Below are 22,428 nucleotides of genomic sequence, written 5' to 3' on the forward strand. Positions count from 1 at the left end.
AGTCCGATTGACTCGATTGCTAAACAAATGCACTTGCCACCACATTCCTGCCAAACGCACCTTGCTGTAAGGTTGCGGTCAGAAGCACTGAATTCCGTGATTGAAAGGACAAGGCCATGCTGGATTGGAAGAAGCGCTCGGGCAGCGCGGGAACTGAACGCGCTGACGAAAAGCCCATGGGCAAGGCGTCGCGCGGTTATTGGGGCGGCCTGTTGTTCAGTCGCGCCGTTGGGGCTGTGGTGGGTATTTATCTGGTTGTCACCGTGGTGCTCGGCATCTGGTGGAGCAGCGAGCCGCCCCTGTTTCCGGTCCAGCAACAAGCCCAGGCTGCTGCGCAAAGTGAAGGCAAGCAGATGGTGCTGGGCTACACCACCGTCGAGACCCTCAAGACCGTCGCGTCTACCCTGCTGGATAAACCGGGCGGTTACATTTCCAACGATCGTTCGCCGCCTGGCCTGTGGATGGACAACATGCCGAGCTGGGAATACGGCGTGCTGGTTCAGGTCCGCGACCTGAGCCGTGCCTTGCGCAAAGACTTCGCCCGCTCGCAGTCGCAGTCCGCCGAAGATGGCGACCTGGCGCGCGCCGAGCCGCTGTTCAACTTCGACAACAAAAGCTGGGTGCTGCCTTCCAGCGAGTCTCAATACCGCGACGGCATCGCTGCGTTGAGCCGCTACCAGGCGCGCCTGTCTGACCCGAATCAGAAGGGCGCACTGTTCTACACACGTGCCGACAACCTGAACAACTGGCTGGGCGACGTCGGTACACGTCTGGGCTCCTTGTCCCAGCGGCTGTCCGCCAGCGTGGGTCGGGTCAAACTGAACAGCACCCTGAAAACCGAGGCGCAGTCCACGGTCACGGTCAAGCCGGGAGAAGTCCCGCAGGTTGACGAAGAGATTGTCGAAACCCCATGGATGCAAATCGACAACGTCTTCTATGAAGCACGCGGTCAGGCTTGGGCGCTGTCGCACTTGCTGCGCGCGATCGAGGTCGATTTTGCCGATGTTCTGGCGAAGAAGAATGCAACCGTGAGCGTGCGTCAGATCATTCGTGAACTGGAGGCCTCGCAAGAGCCGATCTGGAGCCCAATGATCCTCAACGGCAGCCCTTTCGGTATCTTCGCCAACCACTCGCTGGTCATGGCCAACTACCTGTCCCGTGCCAACGCGGCGGTGATTGACCTGCGTCAGCTGCTGTCCCAAGGCTGATCGGTGAATGTTTCCAATCAAGAGGCTGCGCACCGTGCAGCCTCCGATGCCGAGCTGATTGCCTGGGTTGATCGTCACGATCAAGTCCTCGGCGCGCTGCCCCGGGCAGAGCTGCGTGAGCGCGGACTCATCGGCCGCGGCACCTACATCCTTCTGTTCAATTCGACGGGCGAGCTGTGTGTGCATCGACGCACGCTGAGCAAGGCTATCTATCCCGGGTATTGGGATGTGGCGGCGGGCGGCATGGTGCAGGCCGATGAAAGCTACGAGCTGTCGGCGGCGCGCGAGCTTGAAGAAGAGCTGGGCGTCTCTGGCGTACCGCTTACCCCTCACGAACGTTTCTTCTTCGATCAGCCGGACAATCGACTGTGGTGCGCGGTGTTCTCGGCGGTCTGGGACGGGCCGCTGAAACTGCAACCGGAAGAGGTGCTGGAAGCGCGCTTTCTGCGCATCGAGCAAGTACTGCGCGAAACCACTGAAAAGCCCTACTGCCCGGACTCGCTGGCTGCCTTCAAGCGCTATTTGGAAGGCGTCGCAAATGTCCCGTAAATTGGCGCATATTTGCACTTAGCATCTGCGACATTTGCCGTTACACTGCGCGACTTTTCACGCCGGACCGCCCTCGCGATCCGGTTGCGCTGCCCCTGCCTGAGTGGGGCTTCGCGGTCGGCTCCCGTCGGCCAGACTTCGCTCCTCAACAAGAGGATTGCCGGTGGCCAAAAAAGCCGCATCCTTCGCCGCCCTCGGTGGCCTGGTATTTTCAACCGACGCCGGTCGACATTGTCCCGACTGCCGTCAGCCCGTCGACGCCTGCACCTGCAAACGCACGCTCATCCCGGAAGGTGATGGCATCGCTCGCGTGCGCCGTGAAAGCAAAGGCCGTGGCGGCAAGACCGTCACGACTGTCACCGGCGTTCCGCTGGCCGAAGACGCGCTCAAGGACTTGGCAAAGACCCTCAAGCAACGTTGCGGAACCGGCGGCGCGCTGAAGGATGGTGTGATCGAAATCCAGGGTGACCACGTCGAAACGCTGTTGGCCGAGTTGGTCAAGCAGGGTTTCAAGGCGAAAAAGTCAGGCGGTTGAGCCATCGGTTTCAAGCCCGTTTATTTTGTCGTCGGTCTGGCCGCAGTCATCCCTGCAAACTCTGCTGCGCAATGCGGGTCTATTGCCCCACAGCGAGCAGGCGCCAAACCGTCATTTCCACGCTCTACACTGCGCCCAGCCGGTCAGGCCGGGGCTTTATGACTTTTCTATAGGGGACTTTGATGTCCGTACGACGCACACGCAAAGACGATGGCAGCCAATGGACCGTGGCAGACAGCCGCAGTGTCTACGGGATCCGTCATTGGGGGGCCGGTTATTTCGCAATCAATGAGGCCGGCCGCGTTGAAGTTCGGCCCAACGGGCCGACCAGCTCGCCCATCGATCTTTACGAGCAGGTCGATCAGCTGCGCAAGAGCGGCTTGTCCCTGCCATTGCTGGTGCGTTTCCCAGACATTCTGCAGGACCGGGTGCGCCAACTGACCGGTGCGTTCGACGAAAACATCGCCCGCCTGGAATACCAGAGCAAATACACCGCGCTGTACCCGATCAAGGTCAACCAGCAAGAGGCGGTGGTGGAAAACATCATCGCCACGCAAAACGTGTCCATCGGCCTCGAAGCCGGCTCCAAGCCTGAGCTGATGGCCGTGCTGGCCCTGGCGCCGAAGGGCGGCACCATCGTCTGCAACGGTTACAAGGACCGCGAGTTCATCCGTCTGGCCTTGATGGGTCAGAAGCTGGGCCACAACGTCTTTATCGTCATCGAGAAAGAATCCGAAGTCGAACTGGTCATCGAAGAAGCCGCCGAGCTGAAGGTAGCGCCGCAAGTGGGTCTTCGCGTGCGCCTGTCGTCCCTGGCGTCCAGCAAGTGGGCCGACACCGGTGGCGAGAAGTCCAAGTTCGGCCTGTCCGCCGCGCAATTGCTGTCGGTCGTCGACCGCTTCACCAAGGCAGGGCTCGATCAGGGCATTCGTCTGCTGCACTTTCACATGGGTTCGCAGATCGCCAACCTGGCCGACTACCAGCATGGTTTCAAGGAGGCAATTCGTTACTACGGCGAGCTGCGTAACCTTGGCCTGCCGGTGGATCACATCGACGTGGGCGGCGGTCTGGGTGTCGACTACGACGGCACGCATTCGCGCAACGCCAGTTCGATCAACTATGACATGGACGATTACGCTGGTGTCGTGGTCGGGATGCTCAAGGAGTTCTGCGACGCGCAGGGCCTGCCGCATCCGCATATCTTCTCGGAAAGCGGCCGCTCGCTGACCGCGCACCACGCCATGCTGGTGATCCAGGTCACGGACGTCGAGCGTCACAACGACGAAGTGCCGGAAATCACCGACAAGGAAAGCCTGCCGGAAACCCTGCAGTGGCTGATCGACCTGCTCGGCCCGACCGACATCGAAATGGTCACCGAGACCTACTGGCGCGCCACGCACTACATGAGTGACATCGCTACCCAGTATTCCGATGGCAAGATCACCCTGGCGCAAAAGGCCCTGGGCGAGCAGTGCTACTTCGCGGTGTGCCGCCGTTTGCACAACTCGCTGAAAGCCCGTCAGCGCTCTCATCGTCAGGTGCTCGACGAGCTCAACGACAAGCTGGCCGACAAGTACATCTGCAATTTCTCGGTGTTCCAGAGCCTGCCGGACACCTGGGCGATTGATCAGGTGCTGCCGATCATTCCGCTGCATCGTCTGGACGAAGAGCCGCTGCGTCGCGCCGTGCTGCAAGACCTGACCTGCGACTCCGACGGCAAGATCAATCAGTACGTCGACGAGCAGAGCATCGAGACCAGCCTGCCGGTTCACGCATTGAAGGAAGGCGAGGATTACTTGCTGGGCGTGTTCCTGGTCGGCGCCTATCAGGAAATTCTGGGCGACATGCACAACCTGTTTGGTGACACCGACTCGGTGAATATCTATCAGAACCAGGATGGCAGCGCGTATTCGGCAGGGATCGAAACCCACGACACCATCGAAGACATGCTGCGCTACGTGCACTTGTCGCCGGAAGAACTGATGACCCATTACCGGGACAAAGTCGCTAGCGCCAAGATCACCCCGCGCGAGCGCACCCAGTTTCTGGACGCCTTGCGTCTGGGCCTGACGCGGTCGTCCTACCTGTCGTCGTGATGATGTAGCGACTCCAAAAAACGGGCCCTTGTGGCCCGTTTTCGTTGTCTCCACCGTCAGGCGTCTTTCACTGTTTCGGGAGCATGAACGATGATCAAACTGGCGCTCAAAGCAGTGTTCGCCGCCTGGCTGATGACCTTGTTGATGGCCTGCTCGCCATTGAAGGTGCTCAACGCGTTTAACCCGGGCGACACGTTCAGCAGAACGTCCGATCTGGCGTACGGCCCGGACCCGCGCAATGAACTCGACATCTACACGCCCAAAGATGCAGCGCCGGACGCGCCCGTCGTCGTGTTTTTCTATGGCGGCAGCTGGATCAGCGGATCGCGGGGTGATTACGCCTTCGTCGGTGAGGCGCTGGCGTCCCGGGGCATCGTTGCGGTACTTGCCGATTACCGGTTGTACCCGCAAGTGCATTATCAGGAGCTGCTGCGGGACAGCGCCCAGGCGGTGGGCTGGACCCACGCGCACATTCGTCAGTTCGGCGGTGATCCGGCAAAGTTGTACGTGATGGGTCACAGTGCCGGGGCTTACAACGCGGCGATGCTGGCCCTGGATCCGCAGTGGCTGGCTGCGGCGGGCACGACACCTTCCATCATCAAGGGCTGGATCGGTCTGGCCGGACCCTATGATTTTCTGCCCATCGAAGATCCGGAAGTGAAGCCAGTGTTTTACTTCCCGAATTCACCACCCGACTCCCAGCCCATCAACCATGTCAGCGCAGCGTCACCGCCGGCATTGCTGATCGCTTCCGTCGACGACACGGAGGTCAACCCGCAACGCAACACGGGGGGCATGGCCAGTCGGTTGGGCGCTCAGGGCGTGTCAGTGCGCGAGGTGTATTTTTCCCGCACCAGTCACCGCACGCTGGTGGGTGCACTTGCCCGCCCATTACGCAGCTTGGCGCCGGTACTGGAGGAGGTCGCAGCGTTTATCCACGCCCAGGATCAGGCGCAGGTGTCGAGCGTCTCGGTCAGCCATTGAACCAGGCGCCGCTGCGGTTGAGCTTCAACGCCAGATACCCCAGCGTCAGCGCCCTTAATGCCATGAAAAGCAAAAAAGCCAGCCACAGACCATGATTGCCGAACCCGCTTGCCAGCCAGGCGAACGGTGCGGTGATCAATGCCGTGACGCCCATCGCGTTGCGCATCTCGCGGGCACGGGTGGCGCCGATGAACAAGCCGTCGAGCAAATAACTCCAGACCGCGACAAAGGGCAGCACGGCGAGATAAGGGAGATAAACGAAGGCGATGTCACGCACTGCGGTGATGTCGGTTTGCATCTCGATGAACAGGTGCCCGCCGAGCAGGAACAGCCCTACAAACGCGACGCTGCAGATCAGCGACCAGCCTCCGGAGACATTCAACGAGCGCCTCAGCGCGTCGCGATCCCGTGCGCCGATGGCGTGCCCGCAGAGGGCTTCGACGGCATGGGCCAGGCCGTCGAGCGCGTGGGCCATCAGCAACAGGCCATTGAGCAACAGCGCGTTAGCCGCCACAGTGGCATCGCCCAGTCGCGCGCCTTGCACCGTGATCAAAAAGAACACCGATTGCAGGATCAGGCTGCGAATGAAGATATCGCGATTGACCGTGAGCAGCGGCCGCCAGCTCTGCCAGCGCTTGAGGGCAGATAACGCCAAGTGCCCCGGATACGCGCGCAGGCCTCTGTGGGTGAGGGCGAGGCCAAGCAGCGCGCCAGCCCATTCGGCGATGACCGATGCCCGCGCGCTGCCCACCACGCCCCAGTCCAGGCCCATGACGAACCACAGGTTCAGGGCGATGTTGACGAGGTTGGTGGTCAGCAGAATGGCCAGCGGCGCTCGGGCGTTCTGCAGCCCGAGGAACCAGCCGACCAGCGCGTAACTGGCCAGCGCGGCGGGTAACCCGAACAGGCGGGTATGGAAAAAGTCGCGGGTCAGCTCGTTGAGATCGTCCGAGGGCTGCATCATTTCCAGCGCCAGGTGCTGGAACGGCAGGCCGATCAGCCCCAGCAGCACGGAAAATCCCATCGCCAGCAGCAAGCCCTGCAACAGCACCTGACGCAGCGCCGCGCCGTCGTTGCGCCCGGCGGCCTGGGCCGCGAAACCGGTCGTGCCCATGCGCAGGAAACCCATGGCCCAGGCGAGAAAGCTGTACAGCGTGCCGCCGACCGCCACAGCGCCGAGCTGGTGTGCGTGGGGCAGGTGACCGATGACCGTGCTGTCCACCAGTGAAACCAGCGGCACGGAGATATTCGACAGGATCATCGGCGCCGCCAGCGCCCACACTTGCCGATGCGTCGCACGCTGACACCAGTCGTTGAAAAAGTTGGACATGAAGGCTCCCGGGCAAGCGCGCGAGTGTAGCGAGAACAAACGCACAAACCCACGGTCTATCTGCGCGCCGCGCTTTACGATTGCCAAAGCGGTGCTATAACTTCTGCTCCCTCATCGCTGCCGTCCAAATGAGTGCCTCATGCTAAACAAAGGATTGTTCCTGGCCTGCGCGCTGGTACTGCTCAGTGCCTGCGATTCCTCTTCCTCCGACAAACCCGTCCCTGTCCCCGCTTCGCCGGCTGCTACAGCTGCGCAACCGGGCCCCGCCGATGCCAAGCCCAAGCCTGCGGTGGACATTCCCGCGTTGAGCAAGCGTTACGCCGGGCGCGAGTTGACGGTGGTGAACGTTTCCGAAGTTCAGCTCGATGGCGCCAGCACGCTGTCGTTGAGCTTCTCGGTGCCATTGAACCCTGATCAGAAATTCGCTGAAAAAGTGCATCTGGTCGACAGCAAGGACGGCAAGGTGGATGGGGCCTGGGAGCTGTCGGACAACCTCATGGAGCTGCGCCTTCGTCACCTCGAACCCAAGCGCAAGCTGGTGCTGACCATCGACCCGGGTCTGGTGGCGGTGAACAACAACACCTTGGCAGCCGAGTATTCCGCGCGGATCGAAACGGCTGACCTGCAAGCGACCGTGGGATTCGCCAGTCGTGGCAGTCTGCTGCCGACCCGGCTCGCTGAAGGCCTGCCGGTAATCGCCCTCAACGTCGATAAAGTCGACGTCGAATTCTTCCGCATCAAGCCTGAGTCATTGCCGGCGTTTCTGGGTTCGTGGGAAGGCTCGTCCAGTCTGGAGAGTTACCAATCCAAAGAATTGTTGCCCTTGGCCGATCTGGTCTACAGCGGCCGTTTCGACCTGAATCCTGCGCGCAACACCCGCGAGACCGTGCTGCTGCCGATCTCAGGCCTCAAACCGCTGCAACAGCCGGGCGTTTATCTCGCCGTGATGCGCGCCTCCGGGACCTACAACTACACCCAACCTGCCACGCTGTTCACCCTCAGCGACATCGGCCTGTCGGCGCACCGTTACGCCAATCGCTTGGACGTATTCACCCAGGCGCTGGAGGGCGGCAAAGCCCTGAGCGGCGTTGACGTCGAGCTGTATGACGAGAAAGGCCGCGTGATCGGCCAGGGCAAAACCGACAACGCCGGCCACGCCGAGCTGCCATTGCCGGCCAAGGCTGAAGTGCTGCTGGCCCATCAGGGTGAGCAGACCAGCATGCTGCGCCTGAACAGCGCTGCTTTGGATCTGGCCGAATTCGATATCACCGGCCCCAAGGCCCACCCGCTGCAATTCTTTATTTTCGGCCCGCGCGATCTCTATCGCCCGGGCGAAGTGGTGCTGCTTAACGGCTTGCTGCGTGACAGCGACGGCAAGAGCGTGAAGCCTCAGCCGATCACCGTGGAAGTGCGTCGTCCGGATGAGCAGGTCAGTCGCAAATTCGTGTGGGACGCTGACGCCACCGGGCTCTATCAATATCAATTGCAGCTGTCGGAAGAAGCACCGACAGGTCGCTGGCAGTTGGTGTTTGATCTGGGTGACGGCAAGCCGCAGTTGTATGAATTCCAGGTCGAAGACTTCCTGCCAGAACGCATGGCCCTGGAGCTCAAGGGCAGCGACACCCCGCTGGCCCCCGATGCGCCGTTCGATGTGGCGATCACCGGGCGATACCTCTATGGCGCACCGGCGTCGGGCAATCGCCTGAACGGTCAGCTCTATGTGCGCCCGCTACGTGAAGCGGTGCCTGGGCTGCCGGGTTATCAGTTCGGCTCGGTGACCGAGGAAGACCTCAAGCAGGACCTGGAAATCGAAGACAGCACGCTGGATGCCAACGGCAAGCTCGACCTGAGTATCGACAGCCAGTGGGCCAAGGCCCGTTCACCGCTGGAACTGGTCCTGCAGGCCAGTCTGCAGGAATCGGGCGGGCGTCCGATCACGCGGCGTCTGACCCAGCCGGTCTGGCCCGCTGACGCAATGCCGGGCCTGCGCGGTTTATTCGACGATGAAGCCACCGACGGCGACGGCCCGGTTGAGTTCGAAGTGCTGATGGCCGACGCCCAAGGCCACAAGCTGGCCGCCGACAACCTCAAGGTGCGACTGGTCCGCGAGCGCCGCGATTACTACTGGAACTACTCCGACAGCGATGGCTGGAGCTACCACTTCAACGAGAAGTTTCTCAACCTGTCCGAAGAAACCCTCAGCGTGAAGAAGGACTCGACGGCGAAAATCAGCTTTCCGGTCGAGTGGGGGCCTTATCGCGTCGAGGTCGAAGATCCGGCCACCGGCCTGATCAGCAGCGTGCGTTTCTGGGCCGGTTACCGCTGGCAGGACAATGCCGAAGGCGGCGCCGTGCGTCCCGATCAGGTCAAGCTGGCGCTGGACAAACCGGCCTATGCCGACGGCGACACCGCGAAAGTGACGGTGACGCCGCCGTCGGCGGGCAAGGGCTATCTGTTGGTGGAATCGAGCGAAGGGCCGCTGTGGTGGCAAGAGATCGACGTGCCCGCCGAAGGTAAAACCTACGACATCCCGATGGACAAGAAATGGGCGCGGCATGACCTCTACGTCAGCGCGCTGGTGATTCGTCCTGGCGAACGCAAAGCCAATGTGACGCCGAAACGCGCCGTGGGCGTCCTGCACCTGCCGCTGGACCGCTCGCAGCGCAAGCTGGCGCTGACCGTCACGGCACCCGAAAAAATGCGGCCCAAGCAGCCGCTCAAGCTCAACGTCAACGCGAAGAATGCAGACGGCACGATCCCGAAGAGCGTGCATGTGCTGGTCGCGGCCGTGGACGTGGGCATCCTCAATATCACCGAGTACGCCACGCCGGATCCGTTCGCGGCGATGTTCGGGCGCAAGGAATATGGCGCCGATCAACTGGACATCTACGGGCAGTTGATCGAGGCCGGGCGTAATCGTCTCGCCAGCCTGGCGTTCGGTGGCGACGCGGCCCTGGCCAAAGGTGGCAAGCGGCCGGAAACCAGCGTCACCATCGTCGCCCTGCAAAGCGCGCCGGTGACCCTGAACGAGCAGGGCGACGCGGAAGTTAGCGTCGATATCCCGGATTTCAACGGCGAGCTGCGCATCATGGCCCAAGCCTGGACCGATGAGCGCTACGGCATGGCGGAAGCCAAAACCGTGGTGGCGGCGCCGCTGATTGCCGAGCTGTCAGCCCCGCGTTTCCTGGCGGGGGGCGACCAGACCAAGGTGGCGCTGGACCTGTCGAACCTGTCCGGCAAGGCGCAGAAGCTTAACGTGCAGGTCGTGGCGGAAGGGCAGTTGAGTCTCGCCGAAGGCGACAGCGCCAAAGCTGTCAGCCTGAATCAGGGGCAACGCACCACGTTGCAGATTCCGGTCAAAGCGCTGGGCGGTTTCGGTCAGGGCGTTATTCGGGTGACGGTCAATGGCCTGGACCTGCCGGGCGAGAACCTGCCGGCGTTCAGCCGCGAATGGACCATCGGCGTGCGCCCTGCATACCCGGCGATGCTCAAGCAGTACCGCGCGGTGCTCAAGGATCAGGCATGGAGCCTGCCGGAGGGCGCCCTTGAGGCATTCGAGCCAGCGGGGCGCGAGGCGCTGCTGTCGGTGTCGAGCCGTCCGCCGCTCAACCTCGGCGAACAGATTCGCGCGCTGAAAGCCTATCCCTACGGTTGCCTGGAGCAGACCACCAGCGGCTTGTACCCGTCGTTGTACGCCGACGCCGCGACGCTCAAGCGTCTGGGCCTGCAAGGCGAATCCGATGCCGACCGCAAGCGCAAGATCGAGCTGGGCATCGAGCGAATGATCGGTATGCAGCGCTACAACGGCAGCTTCGGCCTGTGGGCGGCGGACGGCGAAGAGGAATACTGGCTGACTGCATACGTGACCGACTTCCTGCTGCGCGCCCGCGACCAAGGCTTTGCCGTGCCGCCGGATGCGCTGAAGAAAGCCAACGAGCGGCTGCTGCGTTACTTGCAGGAGCGCAATCAGATCGAGGTCAATTACAGCGAAAACGCTGAGCACACCCGCTTCGCGGTACAGGCCTACGCCGGTCTGGTGTTGTCGCGCAGTCAGCAGGCGCCGCTGGGTGCGTTGCGCAGCCTCTTCGAGCGCCGCAGCGATGCGCGATCGGGGCTGCCACTGGTGCAGCTGTCCATCGCGCTGGAGAAAATGGGCGACAAGCCACGCGCCGATCAAGCCTTGCTCGCCGGGCTGGCGGCGGGTCGCAAGGCCAACGACTGGCTCGCCGATTACGGCAGCCCGTTGCGTGATCAGGCGTTGATTTTGTCACTGCTGGAAGAAAACAAACTGGCACCGGAGAAGGTCGAAGAGCGGCTGTTTGCGCTGTCTGATCAGGTCGCGGCGAACCGCTATCTGTCGACCCAAGAGCGCAACTCCCTGTTCCTTGCCGGTCGAGATCTGCTCGGCAAGCCTGAAGCCAAATGGGCGGCGACCTTGACCAGCGGCAGCAACAATCGCGAGCTGAGCAACGATCAGCCGGGCGTCAAACTCGACAGTTCAGTGCTGGCCGCGCCATTGACGGTGCAGAACACCGGTGGCGACACGCTGTATCAGCAGATGACGATTTCCGGTTATCCGTCGCAGCCGCCTGCGGCCGGGGGCGAGAACCTGTCGATCAGCCGTGATTACCTGGGTATGGACGGGGAGGCACTGAACCTCAATGGGCTGAAAAGCGGCGAACTGGTGTTGGTGCATCTTGAGCTCAAGGCCAAGGAGCGTGTGCCTGACGCATTGGTGGTGGACCTGCTGCCGGCCGGTCTGGAGATTGAAAACCAGAACCTGGCGCAGAGTTCGGCCAGTCTGGAGGACGCCAGCGAGTCGGTGAAACAGTGGCGCGAATCGATGGAAAACGCTGGCGTGAAGCATCAGGAATTCCGTGGCGATCGTTATGTGGCGGCGGTGGATCTGGAGGGTTTCAACACGGTGCACCTGCTGTATCTGGCGCGGGCTGTGACGCCGGGCGTGTACCGCGTGCCGCCGCCGCAAGTGGAGTCGATGTATCGGCCGAACTGGCAGGCTTTGGGCGAAGCGCCGGCGCAGTTGGTGGTGAAGGGCAAGAAATAGGGATTACGCTGATGGTCGCTCCCACGCTCTGCGTGGTAGCACCTCGGTCGACGCTTTGCGTCAGGGGACGCGGAGCGTCTTGGGCTGCGTTCCCACGCGGAGCGTCGGAACGATCAGCGCCGAGCGGACGATCAGCGCCGCTCGGGAACGATCGGCATCAAGCGATCAATGAATAATCCAGCTCAACAGCCACAACCCCAGAAACAGCCAGATGATCCCCATGATGATCGAGGCGCGCATGAAGGCGCGGATCGCTGAATACAGCAGCATCAACCCGACGATCAGGGCCACGATGCTGACGATTGAAGTGTCCATGCCCAGCGTGCGCGACAGGCCATCAACGAAATTGCCGCCCGCGTGAGTGAACATGTTGAACAACCAGCTTAAGCCGTCGACGACGAAGCGGATCACGGCGCCAATCACTTGGCCGAGCCATTCGAAAACGCTTTCTACCTGCATATCTGCTTCCTGATGAGGGGCGTGGACCAAAAACGGCATTGCTCGCTTTGGCTGTCGATTGTCCGGGCGAGTTCCCTGTCGGGTAAAGGCTTTCTGTGAAGATCACCCGATTATTGCTACGGCCGACCTCCTCGGGATTGTGGGAGCGAGCTTGCTCGCGAATGGGGCGACGCTTTGCCCGCGCGTGCGCTTGGCTCCTCGGCAGCCTGCTCAGCGTGTGCCTGCTGCTCTGGCTCGCTGACCGGATCTGGCCGCTGCCCTTGCCCAAGGACGATCTGGCCCGCGTGGTGCTCGCCGAAGACGGCACGCCGCTGTGGCGCTTCGCCGATACCAATGGCGTCTGGCGCTACCCGGTGACGGTCGATCAGGTGTCGCCGTATTACCTTGAAGCGCTGCTGACCTACGAAGATCGCTGGTTCTATCAGCATCCCGGCGTGAACCCCATGGCGCTGGCGCGCGCCGCCTGGCAAAACCTCAGCGGCGGCCACGTGGTGTCGGGGGGCAGCACGCTGTCGATGCAGGTGGCCCGATTGCTCGACCCCCATTCGCGCACGCTGGCGGGCAAACTTCGACAGCTCTGGCGCACCGCGCAGCTGGAATGGCACCTGTCCAAACAGGACATCCTTGTGCTGTACCTCAATCGCGCCCCTTTTGGCGGCACGTTGCAGGGCGTCGCCGCCGCCAGTTGGGCCTACCTGGGCAAGTCCCCGCAGCAACTGACCCGTGCCGACGCGGCGCTGTTGGCGGTGCTGCCCCAGGCGCCGAGTCGTCTGCGTCCGGATCGCCACGCGCAACGTGCCCAAGCCGCACGGGACAAAGTGCTGCGGCGTCTGGCGGAGTTCGGCACATGGCCCCAGGGTGCGGTTGATGAAGCGCTGGAAGAACCGCTGCTGCTCGCGCCTCGTCAGGAACCGAGCCTGGCGCCGTTGCTGGCCCGGCGCCTGAACCGCCCGAACAGCCCGCCGCTGATCCGCACCACGCTGGACGCCGGTCTGCAGCGACGTCTCGAAGACCTGCTGCTGGGCTGGCGCGCGCGTCTGCCTGAGCGCACGTCCGCCGCGATTCTGGTGGTGGAGGCGCAGAACATGGCCGTGCGCGCCTACGTTGGCTCGGTGGACATCGGCGATGCAAAACGCTTTGGTCATGTCGACATGGTCAGCGCGCTGCGTTCACCCGGCTCAACGCTGAAACCCTTTCTCTACGGCAAGGCCATCGACGCCGGCCTGATCCATTCCGAGTCCTTGCTGCAGGACGTACCGCGGCGCTATGGCGACTATCGTCCCGGCAATTTCTCCTCAGGGTTCAACGGTGCGGTGGCGGCGAGTTCGGCGCTGTCGATGTCGCTCAATCTGCCGGCGGTGCAGCTGCTGGAAGCCTATGGACCCAAGCGCTTCGCGGCGGAGTTGCGCAATGGCGGCGTGCCGCTGACCCTGCCGCCTCTGGCCGAACCCAATCTGGCGCTGATTCTCGGCGGCGCGGGCAGTCGGCTGGAAGACCTGGTCGGCGGCTACAGCGCCTTCGCGCGGGGCGGGCGCAGCGCTGATATTCGCTTGCAGCCCGATGATCGCCTGCGTGACCGGCCGATGATGTCGCCCGGCGCGGCTTGGATCATTCGGCGGATTCTCAGCGGCCAGTCACGGCCCGACCTCGATCCTCACGCGGAACTGGTGCAGCGCCCGCAACTGGCTTGGAAAACCGGCACCAGTTACGGCTTTCGAGATGCTTGGTCGATTGGCGTGGGGCCGAGGTTTCTGATTGGCGTGTGGATCGGCCGGCCCGACGGCACCCCGGTGCCCGGGCAGTTCGGGCTGGCGTCGGCAGCGCCGTTGATGCTGCAGGTTCACGATCTGCTGGTGAATCGCGACGCCCAGCGCAACATCCTGCCGCCCGTGTTGCCGGTGCCGCTCAATGTGGGTGTCGCGGCGATCTGCTGGCCGTTGGGGCAGCCGATGAGCAAAAGCGATCCGAACTGCCGGCGTCAGCGTTTCGCCTGGACTCTGGATGGCACGACGCCACCGACCTTGCAGGCGACCGATCAGCCGCTGGGGTTGGGGCTCACGGAGAAAGTCTGGCTGAACGATAAGGGCCTGCGTGTCGCGGCAAGTTGTCCACAGGCTCAACCCAAAGAAATCGCCCTCTGGCCGGCGCCGCTTGAGCCCTGGCTGCCGAAGAACGAGCGGCGCGAGGCACGTTTGCCGGAGGTCGACCCCTCATGCCCGCCCCAGGGACTGAGCCTGGCGCCGCCGTTGTCGGTGGTGGGCGTGCGAGAGGGCGATCAGTTGCGCTTGCCAGCCGGCAGTCAGCAGCTGTTGCGGCTCACGCTGTCAGCGCTGGGCGGAAGTGGTCGACGTTGGTGGTTCATTGATGGCACGCCGGTGGGCGACACCGCCAGTCAGGACAGCTACACCCACACCTTCACCCGCTTGGGGCGCTACCAACTCAGCGTGCTGGATGAAAGCGGACAGACCGCCCGGGTGGAGTTCAGTGTGGTGGATTAAGGCAGGGGTTTGGACTCCATTTCCGTCTTCGTGAGCAAGCTCACTCCCACATGCGATGTGTCGGCTGCGAGATAGCGCGGTGTCAGAGGACGCCGCAGATGTGTCTGTTCAAACACGGATTGTGGGAGCGAGCTTGCTCGCGAATGGGCCAACCCCTCAATGCGGCGGGTACTGCTGCAGGATCTTCTGCACCGTCTGGCGCAACGCCTGTTCGCGCGCAGCAGGATTGGCGTTGCTGTCGCTCACCATCTGTTCAGTGCTGCCACGCCAGACCAGCTTGCCGTCCTTGCCGTCGAGCATGTCGATCTGCAGGGTCGACACCTTGTAATCGACATTACGCGTCTCGGTGCCAATCGGGCCGCCCCAGTAGCCGCCCCACGGGTTGCCCCAATAACCGCCACCGCCGCCATAGTTGGTGGTGACCGTCTGCTGGCGGTTTTCAACGATCAGCCATGCCTGCAGTTGCACGTCCGCTTTCACGCCGGGCGCTGCCATGCGCAGGCCGCGCTGCTCCAATTGATCGCCGACTGCCTGGCGGATTCGCTGCTCGGTGAGGTCACTCTTGATGCGCGGATCGTTGGGCTGATATTGCAAACCAGGCTCCTTCCACGCCCAAGAGCGGTAGGCGCCGAAATCGCGCTGGGCGTCGAAGTCGCGGTTGACCCGGTCGGTCTGGCAGGCGCCGAGCAGCAGGGCGACACAGAGGACAGCAATGCGGCGATACATGGGATTTCTCCAGCGTGAAAACAAAACGCCAAGGGGCGCGAAATCAGGACGGCGGGTAAGCCGTCAGTGCTTGTTGAACGGCCTGGCGCAGGGCTTTGGCGCGGGCCGACTGATCGCCGCCGCCCGCGGTTTCGGCGCTCGCGCTCCAGACCGGCTGGCCGCTGCGCGCATCGAACAGACTGATGCGCACCACAACCACCTGCTCTTGATACGTGCGCACGATCGGGACGCTGGCATAACCGCCGTAACCGTTACGGTAGCCATTGCCGCCGTAATAGCCCACGCCTGAACCGCCATAGTACGGATCGTAATAGTCATCGCGCACCTGGCGAATGCGGGTTTCGGCGTGTGCATCGGCGGCCACGCGCAGGTCTGCCACCTGCGGGTTCTGCGAAGGCCGCAAGCCGCGCTGGTCCAGCCCGTTGCTGACGGCTTCGGCCAGTTGAGCAGAGTCAGCCCAGAGCGTGCCTGGCGGCAGTTGGCCGTTCAGCCAGGTCCAGTTGCGATAGCGGCCATAATCGCGCGGCGCCGCAGGGTAGGCGCTCATGTCGACAGCATTGGCGGCGTGAGGCGGCGCCGGTGGGATGGCCGCGGACACGGCGCGATAAGGGTTGGGGCTCTGGCAGGCGGCGAGGCCCAGGCATAGGGAAAGCAAAGCGAGACGGCGTTTCATGAGGGTCTCCGCAGCGTGCGTTAAGCAGCGAGTAAACCAGCGTCTGTTATAAGGGGCGGCACATCCAGTGCAGGTAGCGTCCCAGTCCGGCGAATGCCGGGTGGCGACGATGGGCGAGCTCCATTTCCAAGAGGTCCGCAAGGTCGGCTCTGGCCTGAAACTCGACCGGCATGTAATCGTGAAAAACCCGAACGCCACTCTGGGTTTCGACTCGCCACAAGGTGCCAAGTTGCGCCGCCAATTCGCGGGGATCAAGGGGCTCTTGGGGCGTCAGGCTCTGTTTCTCGCCGGCCAGGGTGTTCTTGCGCATTTTGCGGAAGTGGCCCTTGAGCAGGTTGCGGTAAATCAGCGCGTCGCGGTTGTAGAACGCCAGCGACAGCCAGCCTTCGGGCTTGGTCAACTGATGCAGCACCGGCAGAATCGTGAACGGTTCGTCCAGCCATTCCAGCACGGCATGGCAGATCACCAGGTCGTACCGCTCGGTCAGAATGTCGGGCAGTGCTTGCCACGGCGCCTGAATGAAATTCGCCGTCTGCCCCGCGTCGGCAAAGCGCTGGCGAGCGCCTTCAAGCATGGGGGCGGCGGGTTCGGCCAGCGTCACGTCATGCCCGCGCTCGGCCAGCCACAGCGACATGTGCCCAAGCCCGGCGCCGATGTCCAGCACGCGCAACGGACGGTCCGGCAGGCTTTCGATAAGGTCAGCTTGTAGCACCGCCAACCGAATTGCACCTTTGGCGCCGCCGTAGATTTTTTCAGCGAAGCGCGTCGCCAGTTGATCGAAATGACGGTCGCTCATTGGCTGAACCGCCGTTCGCTGTCGGTCAGTTTCGCGCGCACCACTTCATCCATGTCCAGCCCCAACTCGCTGCACAACAGCAGCAGGTAAAGCACGATATCCCCGACTTCCTGCCCGGCGTGGGCCAGCTCATCAGCCGGCAGCTGACGCGACTGATCCTCGGTCTTCCACTGGAATATCTCCACCAGCTCGGCCATTTCCACACTGGCGGCCATGGCCAGGTTTTTCGGGCTGTGAAATTGGTTCCAGTCGTTGTTATCGCGGATGCGATGCAGGCGTTGGGTGAGTTCGTCGAGGTTCATGGGGGTCTCCTGAAGGTGCGTAGCTTCAGGGGGATAAGAGATAGACGCAAGGGGGCGCGATGCGCAGTCGCTTGGCGTGGTGGCGGGCGCACGCTCTCAGCAAACATGACAACGTTGGAGATGTATCTGTCCATACACGATCGGTGGGAGCGAGCTTGCTCGCGAAGAGGCTAGTGAATCCGCTAAATTTTCTGCGGCAGTCATAAAGTCTTCGCGAGCAAGCTCACTCCCACCGGGATTGTGTTTGAGGCGCGAAAGCGCGGCGCCTGGACGAAGGGGAACCTCTTGGAGAATCACTCCGTCGCAGGCTGCCAATTCCCCAGCATATGCACGATCCCTTCCGCCCCTTCCAGCTTGAACTGCCCGTGCGACCCCGCCGCGCTGGCGGAAAACGTCACCCCGCTGGGCAGTCGCACCGGTTTGTGAAATTCCACCCATATCTCCACATTCGAGGCCGGCAGGTGATCTTCAAGGGCAGCCAGCGCCCGGCTTTTTATCCACAGCCCGTGGGCAATCGCTTTGGGAAAACCGAACAGCCTGGCGCTGCTGTCACTCAGGTGAATCGGGTTGTAATCGCCACTGACCTTTGCGTACCGACGACCAATGTCCGACGGCGCCGACCACGTTGCCAATTCCGTCATCGGCAGGGGCGCGGGTTCGTAATCGCCTTCCATCTCGCCGTCCACGTGAACGCCCTGGCACAGCATCGTGCTCTCTTCCTCCCATAGCAGGCCCAGCGCATCCTCGATCTGTGTGATCAGACTGAACGTCGCGCCTTTGGCGTGGGGCTTGAGACGGTCGACACGCACGCTGACCTGCACCTTGATCACGCTGCCGAGGGGCCGGCGGATGCTGATCCGGTTACGCAGGTGCACCAGCCCCAGGAGCGGGAAGGGAAAGTCCTTGTCGGTGAGCAGCTTCATCTGCAGTGGGAAGGCCAGCACGTGGGGGTAAGTGGGCGGCAACAGGCTGCCGGGCACGAACCCGCAGACGTCGGCAAACGCCTTGACCTTGTCGGGGTCCACCGACATCCAGCACCGCAGCCCCTGATCGGGCAGTTGCGTGCCGTTGACTTTGCGCCGCAGCACCGCTTGCATGAACAGGCCGGGCAGGGCCGGGGGAGTGTCTAGATACCGCCAGTGCGCACTCATCGAACTTCTCCTGTGGTCATGCTGCAGATCAGGCACGCCGCCATTCGTCGGCGCAGCTGTTCAAACGCTGATCGTGTCGACGCTCACTCATGCGCCAAGCACACTCTGGCCGCACACCCGCAGCACCTGGCCGCTTATTGCGCCGGAGCCCGGTTGACCGAGCCAGGCCACTGCTTCCGCCACGTCTTGCGGCTGCCCGCCCTGGCCCAACGAGCTCATGCGTCGGCCCGCTTCGCGCAGTGCAAAAGGCATGTGCGCCGTCATGCTGGTTTCGATGAAGCCCGGCGCCACGGCGTTGATGCTGATGCCCCGCGCTTTGAGCGTCGGCGCCATGGCCCGGGCATAGCCGATCAGGCCGGCTTTGCTGGTGGTGTAGTTGGTTTGCCCGCGATTGCCCGCCAGCCCGCTGATCGACGCCAGCAGAATCACACGGCCGTTTTCATGCAGCGCGCCGCTGTCGATCAGCGCCTGAGTCAGCACCTGCGGCGCGTTGAGGTTGACGTCGAGCACCGAGTCCCAGAAGTCCGCCGGCATGTTGGCCAGCGTCTTGTCCCGGGTGATGCCGGCGTTGTGCACGACGATATCCAGGCCGCCGGGCAGGTGTTCAATCAACTGAGCCGCCGCGTCCGGCGCGCAGATGTCCAGCACCAGCGCCTGTCCACCCAGACGCGCCGCCAGCGCATCGAGATCGGATTTGGCTTGGGGCACGTCCAGCAAGACGACCTCTGCACCATCGCGGGCGAGGGTTTCAGCGATAGCGGCGCCGATGCCTCGGGCTGCGCCGGTCACCAGCGCTTTGCGTCCGGCCAGTGGGCGGGTCCAGTCCTGAACCTGCTGACGGCAGACACTTAGGCGAATGACCTGGCCGGAGATGAACGCGCTCTTTGGCGACAGGAAAAACCGAAGCGCGCCTTCCAGCTGGTCTTCGGCACCGTCCTTTACTTGCAACAGCTGAACCGTGCCGCCGTTGCGCATTTCCTTGGCCAGCGAGCGGCTGAACCCTTCGATGGCTTGCTGCGTGCTCGCGGCCAATGGATCGGATTGAACCTCCGGCGCTCGCGAGAGAATGACGACGTGGGCGCTGTTATCCAGATGACGCAGGACTGGCTGAAAGAATTCGCGCAACTGATTCAGTTGGGAGGTGTGCAGCAGCGCGCTGGCGTCGAACACCACGGCCTTGATCTTCGCGCTCTGCTCGGCAGTCCAGGGGTGAGCGCCAGTGACTTCGCCGCCAGCACTGAGAAGCACGTCGGTCAGGCGCGGCGCAAAGTTGCTGACCCGCTCGGCCAGTGGCCCTGTGCTCAGCAACAACGCGCCCTCCACTGGACGCAACCGACCCGCCTGCCAGCGCTCCAGCCGTGCGGGAGCAGGCAATCCGACGGCGCCGACCAGCTTGCGGCCGAGGTCAGAGTTGACGAAGTCAATGTAGTGATCGGATGCCATGGAACACTCTCCTTGCGTCTGGGTTCGAATCAGTGGACCGCGTGGGTGGGTAATAGGTCCTACGCTGTCAGCTGCCAAACCCTGTAGGAGTGAGCTTGCTCGCGATCGCTTTTCGTTAGGCGGCACAGCAACGCTTGGTCTGCAACGGCCGTGCTTGCGCAACTGATGCCTGCAAGATCCAAACAAGAGAAAGGAGATTTCGATGATTCAGACACGACGCGTGGCCATTGTCGGCGGCAACCGCATACCGTTCGCACGTTCCAACGGCGCATATGCCACGGCCAGCAATCAGGAAATGCTGACCGCTACGTTGGAAGGTTTGATCGAGCGCTTCAACCTGCATGGCCTGCGCATGGGCGAAGTCGCCGCCGGCGCGGTACTCAAGCACTCCCGTGATTTCAACCTCACCCGTGAATGCGTGCTCGGCTCAAGGCTGTCGCCGCAAACCCCGGCCTACGACATTCAACAAGCTTGCGGCACCGGTCTCGAAGCGGCGCTGCTGGTGGCGAACAAAATCGCCCTTGGCCAGATCGAGTGCGGCATCGCTGGCGGCGTCGACACCACGTCTGACGCGCCCATCGGCGTCAACGAAGACCTGCGCCAGATCCTGTTGCGGGTGAATCGCAGCAAAACCACGGCCGACAAGCTCAAGGCGCTGACGCAATTGCGCCCGCATAACCTCAAGCCGGAACTGCCGCGCAATGGCGAACCGCGCACCGGTTTGTCGATGGGCCAGCACTGCGAACTGATGGCGCAAACCTGGGGCATCCCTCGCGAGGCGCAAGATCAGTTGGCCTTGGAGAGCCACCAAAAAATGGCTGCGGCTTATGCTGAAGGCTGGCAGGACGATCTGCTTACGCCGTTCCTCGGCCTGACGCGGGACAACAATTTGCGGCCCGACGCGAGCCTGGAAAAACTCACCTCGCTCAAGCCTGCTTACGAGCGCAGCGCCAAGGGCACACTGACGGCGGGCAACTCGACACCGCTGACCGATGGCGCCTCGCTGGTGTTGCTCGCCAGCGAAGAGTGGGCGCGTGAGCGTGGCTTGCCGATTCTGGCCTATTGGCGGGATGGCGAAGCCGCCGCCGTGGATTTCGTGCGCGGCGACGAAGGGCTGCTGATGGCCCCGGTCTACGCCGTCCCCCGTTTGCTTGCGCGTAACGGTTTGACGCTGCAAGACTTCGATTACTACGAAATTCACGAAGCCTTCGCCGCGCAGGTGCTGTGTGCGTTGAAGGCGTGGGAAGACCCCGAATACTGCAAAACTCGTCTGGGCCTTGATGCGCCGTTGGGAGCGATTGATCGCAGCAAACTGAATGTGAAAGGCAGCTCGCTGGCGGCCGGACATCCGTTTGCCGCAACGGGTGGGCGGATTGTGGCGAACCTCGCGAAACTGCTGAGCAAGAAAGGGGGAGGGCGCGGGTTGATCTCCATCTGCGCCGCGGGTGGCCAGGGCGTCACGGCGATTATTGAGCGGTGAAGTCGATCCTGGATGGATCGTTCCCACGCTCTGCGTGGTAACGCCGCCCGTGACGCTCCGCGTCACCGTATCGACGCGGAGCCTCCGCGGATGCATACCCGCGCGGAGCGTGGGCACGATCAAAGCCTCGCCCCAACACTCCCTTGCCGCCTGCGCATCCTCGATCACTTTTTTTGGAGAGCTGGAGTTTGCCGGGTCGCGCTAGCCACTGTCTTAACCTCCATATTTTTGATCAGCAGGAAAGTACTCAAACTTGGCGTCGCCTGTCACCACTGCAGGCAAGGTGATCTTAATGATCGGAATAACCATACCGCCAGTTGAGGTATAGAAATCTGCCTGATCAAGTTGTGCCCTCGCGAGTCCGCCCTCCAGGTAGAAGAATGCCTGTATGGGCAAAGAAGTCGGGATATCCTGGGCCCAAGGCTGAAGCAAGAGTTCGTTATATCTACTGGCCACCTCCTTGGGTATTTCATGCATTGCCCGCAATGATTGATAAAAGGCCGGACCTCCTGCCTCATTCAAAGCATTCCGAACGTCAAAGCCACACACATAGGTATAAATGCCGTCTCCGCCGCCAAGGGGACCTTTTTCAATATGCACCTTCCATTGTGCCGCAGTAGTGATGCCTTGCTTCTGGCAGACGTCGCTGTCAACGGGATGGTAGCTGGTAGGGCCGCATCCATTTCTGACCCATGTATATGCCTCAATTGGAAATGAACACAGTACCTCAGGATGCACTTTGCCAGCCGGCGCATTGAGATAGGGATAAAAAATAAACCCATGCGCGATGCCCCACACGAGTCGGTCAAAGTTCGCATCTTTCCTGATATAGGAGAATGACACACCTTTGCTCCCTGGCCTTGGATTCCACGCATGGTGTGAATCAGACTGACCAGTTCCGCGAAGCAAAACGCCGGTGCATAAAAAAGCTGGGGTTGAAAGCTTCCCGCAGTTTTCCCGTGTGTCAAAGTAAGCATCAGTCAATTGCGCCACGACCGTAGGGCCGTCAGCAGTATAGAAATTTGTAGAGGCAGAGCGGGGCGACGGGGCGTCTTGAGTTTTAGAATGAGCAACAGGTGCGCATACAACCATTGTTGATAATGCGAGAACTATCCATTTCATGACTTTTGTCC

Annotated in this window: 17 protein-coding genes; 8 read left to right on the forward strand and 9 right to left on the reverse strand. The window is 62.3% G+C overall.

Annotated elements, in window-relative coordinates; all coding sequences use genetic code 11:
- Positions 1–176 precede the first annotated feature (176 nt).
- The 5 genes from AC0Z8Z_RS11215 to AC0Z8Z_RS11235 all read left to right on the forward strand — a co-directional run bounded on the left by AC0Z8Z_RS11215 (position 177) and on the right by AC0Z8Z_RS11235 (position 5,372).
- A complete protein-coding gene (locus tag AC0Z8Z_RS11215; RefSeq protein WP_485619276.1) occupies positions 177–1,208 on the forward strand; it encodes a DUF2333 family protein in 1,032 nt (343 codons plus the stop codon).
- Positions 1,209–1,211: 3 nt separating this feature from the next.
- Positions 1,212–1,757, forward strand: coding sequence for an NUDIX hydrolase (locus tag AC0Z8Z_RS11220; protein ID WP_485619150.1), 546 nt, complete (start codon positions 1,212–1,214; stop codon positions 1,755–1,757).
- Positions 1,758–1,920: 163 nt separating this feature from the next.
- Entirely contained in the window at positions 1,921–2,292 is a 372-nt protein-coding gene (locus tag AC0Z8Z_RS11225; protein WP_122533743.1) for a translation initiation factor Sui1, read from the forward strand.
- A gap of 182 nt (positions 2,293–2,474) precedes the next feature.
- Positions 2,475–4,388 carry an arginine decarboxylase gene (gene speA / locus AC0Z8Z_RS11230; RefSeq protein WP_172610598.1) on the forward strand — a complete coding sequence of 638 codons (1,914 nt, stop codon included), beginning with the start codon at positions 2,475–2,477 and terminating at the stop codon, positions 4,386–4,388.
- A gap of 90 nt (positions 4,389–4,478) precedes the next feature.
- On the forward strand, positions 4,479–5,372 hold the full coding sequence (locus AC0Z8Z_RS11235) for an alpha/beta hydrolase (protein ID WP_485619151.1): 894 nt from the start codon (positions 4,479–4,481) through the stop codon (positions 5,370–5,372).
- On the opposite strand, the gene AC0Z8Z_RS11240 is transcribed toward AC0Z8Z_RS11235, so the two are convergent.
- Complete coding sequence (locus tag AC0Z8Z_RS11240) at positions 5,362–6,702, reverse strand: MATE family efflux transporter (protein ID WP_485619152.1); 1,341 nt, start codon at positions 6,700–6,702, stop codon at positions 5,362–5,364. The genes AC0Z8Z_RS11235 and AC0Z8Z_RS11240 overlap by 11 nt on opposite strands.
- A gap of 139 nt (positions 6,703–6,841) precedes the next feature.
- On the opposite strand from AC0Z8Z_RS11240, the gene AC0Z8Z_RS11245 reads away from it, so the two are divergent.
- On the forward strand, positions 6,842–11,767 hold the full coding sequence (locus AC0Z8Z_RS11245) for an alpha-2-macroglobulin family protein (RefSeq protein WP_485619153.1): 4,926 nt from the start codon (positions 6,842–6,844) through the stop codon (positions 11,765–11,767).
- A 165-nt stretch (positions 11,768–11,932) separates the two neighbouring features.
- Here the strand turns inward: AC0Z8Z_RS11245 and AC0Z8Z_RS11250 are convergent, their stop codons facing one another.
- Complete coding sequence (locus tag AC0Z8Z_RS11250) at positions 11,933–12,226, reverse strand: hypothetical protein (RefSeq protein ID WP_074890469.1); 294 nt, start codon at positions 12,224–12,226, stop codon at positions 11,933–11,935.
- Between the two features lie 161 nt (positions 12,227–12,387).
- On the opposite strand from AC0Z8Z_RS11250, the gene pbpC reads away from it, so the two are divergent.
- Positions 12,388–14,724, forward strand: a complete 2,337-nt coding sequence (gene pbpC / locus AC0Z8Z_RS11255; RefSeq protein ID WP_485619154.1) for a peptidoglycan glycosyltransferase PbpC — start codon at positions 12,388–12,390, stop codon at positions 14,722–14,724.
- 156 nt (positions 14,725–14,880) lie between these two features.
- Here pbpC and AC0Z8Z_RS11260 read toward each other — a convergent pair whose 3' ends face one another.
- The 6 genes from AC0Z8Z_RS11260 to AC0Z8Z_RS11285 form a co-directional block, all read right to left on the reverse strand.
- Positions 14,881–15,450 carry a DUF4136 domain-containing protein gene (locus AC0Z8Z_RS11260; RefSeq protein ID WP_122625683.1) on the reverse strand — a complete coding sequence of 190 codons (570 nt, stop codon included), beginning with the start codon at positions 15,448–15,450 and terminating at the stop codon, positions 14,881–14,883.
- 43 nt (positions 15,451–15,493) lie between these two features.
- The gene (locus AC0Z8Z_RS11265; RefSeq protein WP_485619155.1) at positions 15,494–16,123 is read right to left on the reverse strand and encodes a DUF4136 domain-containing protein; all 630 of its coding nucleotides are present in this window, start codon (positions 16,121–16,123) and stop codon (positions 15,494–15,496) included.
- A gap of 46 nt (positions 16,124–16,169) precedes the next feature.
- Positions 16,170–16,919 (reverse strand): methyltransferase domain-containing protein, encoded by a 750-nt coding sequence (locus tag AC0Z8Z_RS11270; protein ID WP_122535332.1) that lies wholly within the window; start codon positions 16,917–16,919, stop codon positions 16,170–16,172.
- Positions 16,916–17,221: a MazG-like family protein gene (locus AC0Z8Z_RS11275; protein WP_485619156.1), complete on the reverse strand. Its 306-nt coding sequence runs from the start codon at positions 17,219–17,221 to the stop codon at positions 16,916–16,918. The genes AC0Z8Z_RS11270 and AC0Z8Z_RS11275 overlap by 4 nt, the downstream gene beginning before the upstream one ends.
- Positions 17,222–17,514: 293 nt before the next feature.
- Complete coding sequence (locus tag AC0Z8Z_RS11280) at positions 17,515–18,372, reverse strand: MaoC/PaaZ C-terminal domain-containing protein (RefSeq protein ID WP_485619157.1); 858 nt, start codon at positions 18,370–18,372, stop codon at positions 17,515–17,517.
- A gap of 87 nt (positions 18,373–18,459) precedes the next feature.
- Positions 18,460–19,815: a 3-oxoacyl-ACP reductase gene (locus tag AC0Z8Z_RS11285; protein ID WP_485619158.1), complete on the reverse strand. Its 1,356-nt coding sequence runs from the start codon at positions 19,813–19,815 to the stop codon at positions 18,460–18,462.
- A 202-nt stretch (positions 19,816–20,017) separates the two neighbouring features.
- Here AC0Z8Z_RS11285 and AC0Z8Z_RS11290 point away from each other — a divergent pair, with 202 nt between their 5' ends.
- Positions 20,018–21,295, forward strand: coding sequence for an acetyl-CoA C-acetyltransferase (locus AC0Z8Z_RS11290; protein WP_485619159.1), 1,278 nt, complete (start codon positions 20,018–20,020; stop codon positions 21,293–21,295).
- A gap of 213 nt (positions 21,296–21,508) precedes the next feature.
- Here the strand turns inward: AC0Z8Z_RS11290 and AC0Z8Z_RS11295 are convergent, their stop codons facing one another.
- Complete coding sequence (locus AC0Z8Z_RS11295; RefSeq protein ID WP_485619160.1) at positions 21,509–22,417, reverse strand: halovibrin HvnA; 909 nt, start codon at positions 22,415–22,417, stop codon at positions 21,509–21,511.
- Between the last annotated feature and the right edge of the window lie 11 nt (positions 22,418–22,428).

The organism is Pseudomonas sp. 1L-C-7-B-C1 (assembly GCF_057291635.1).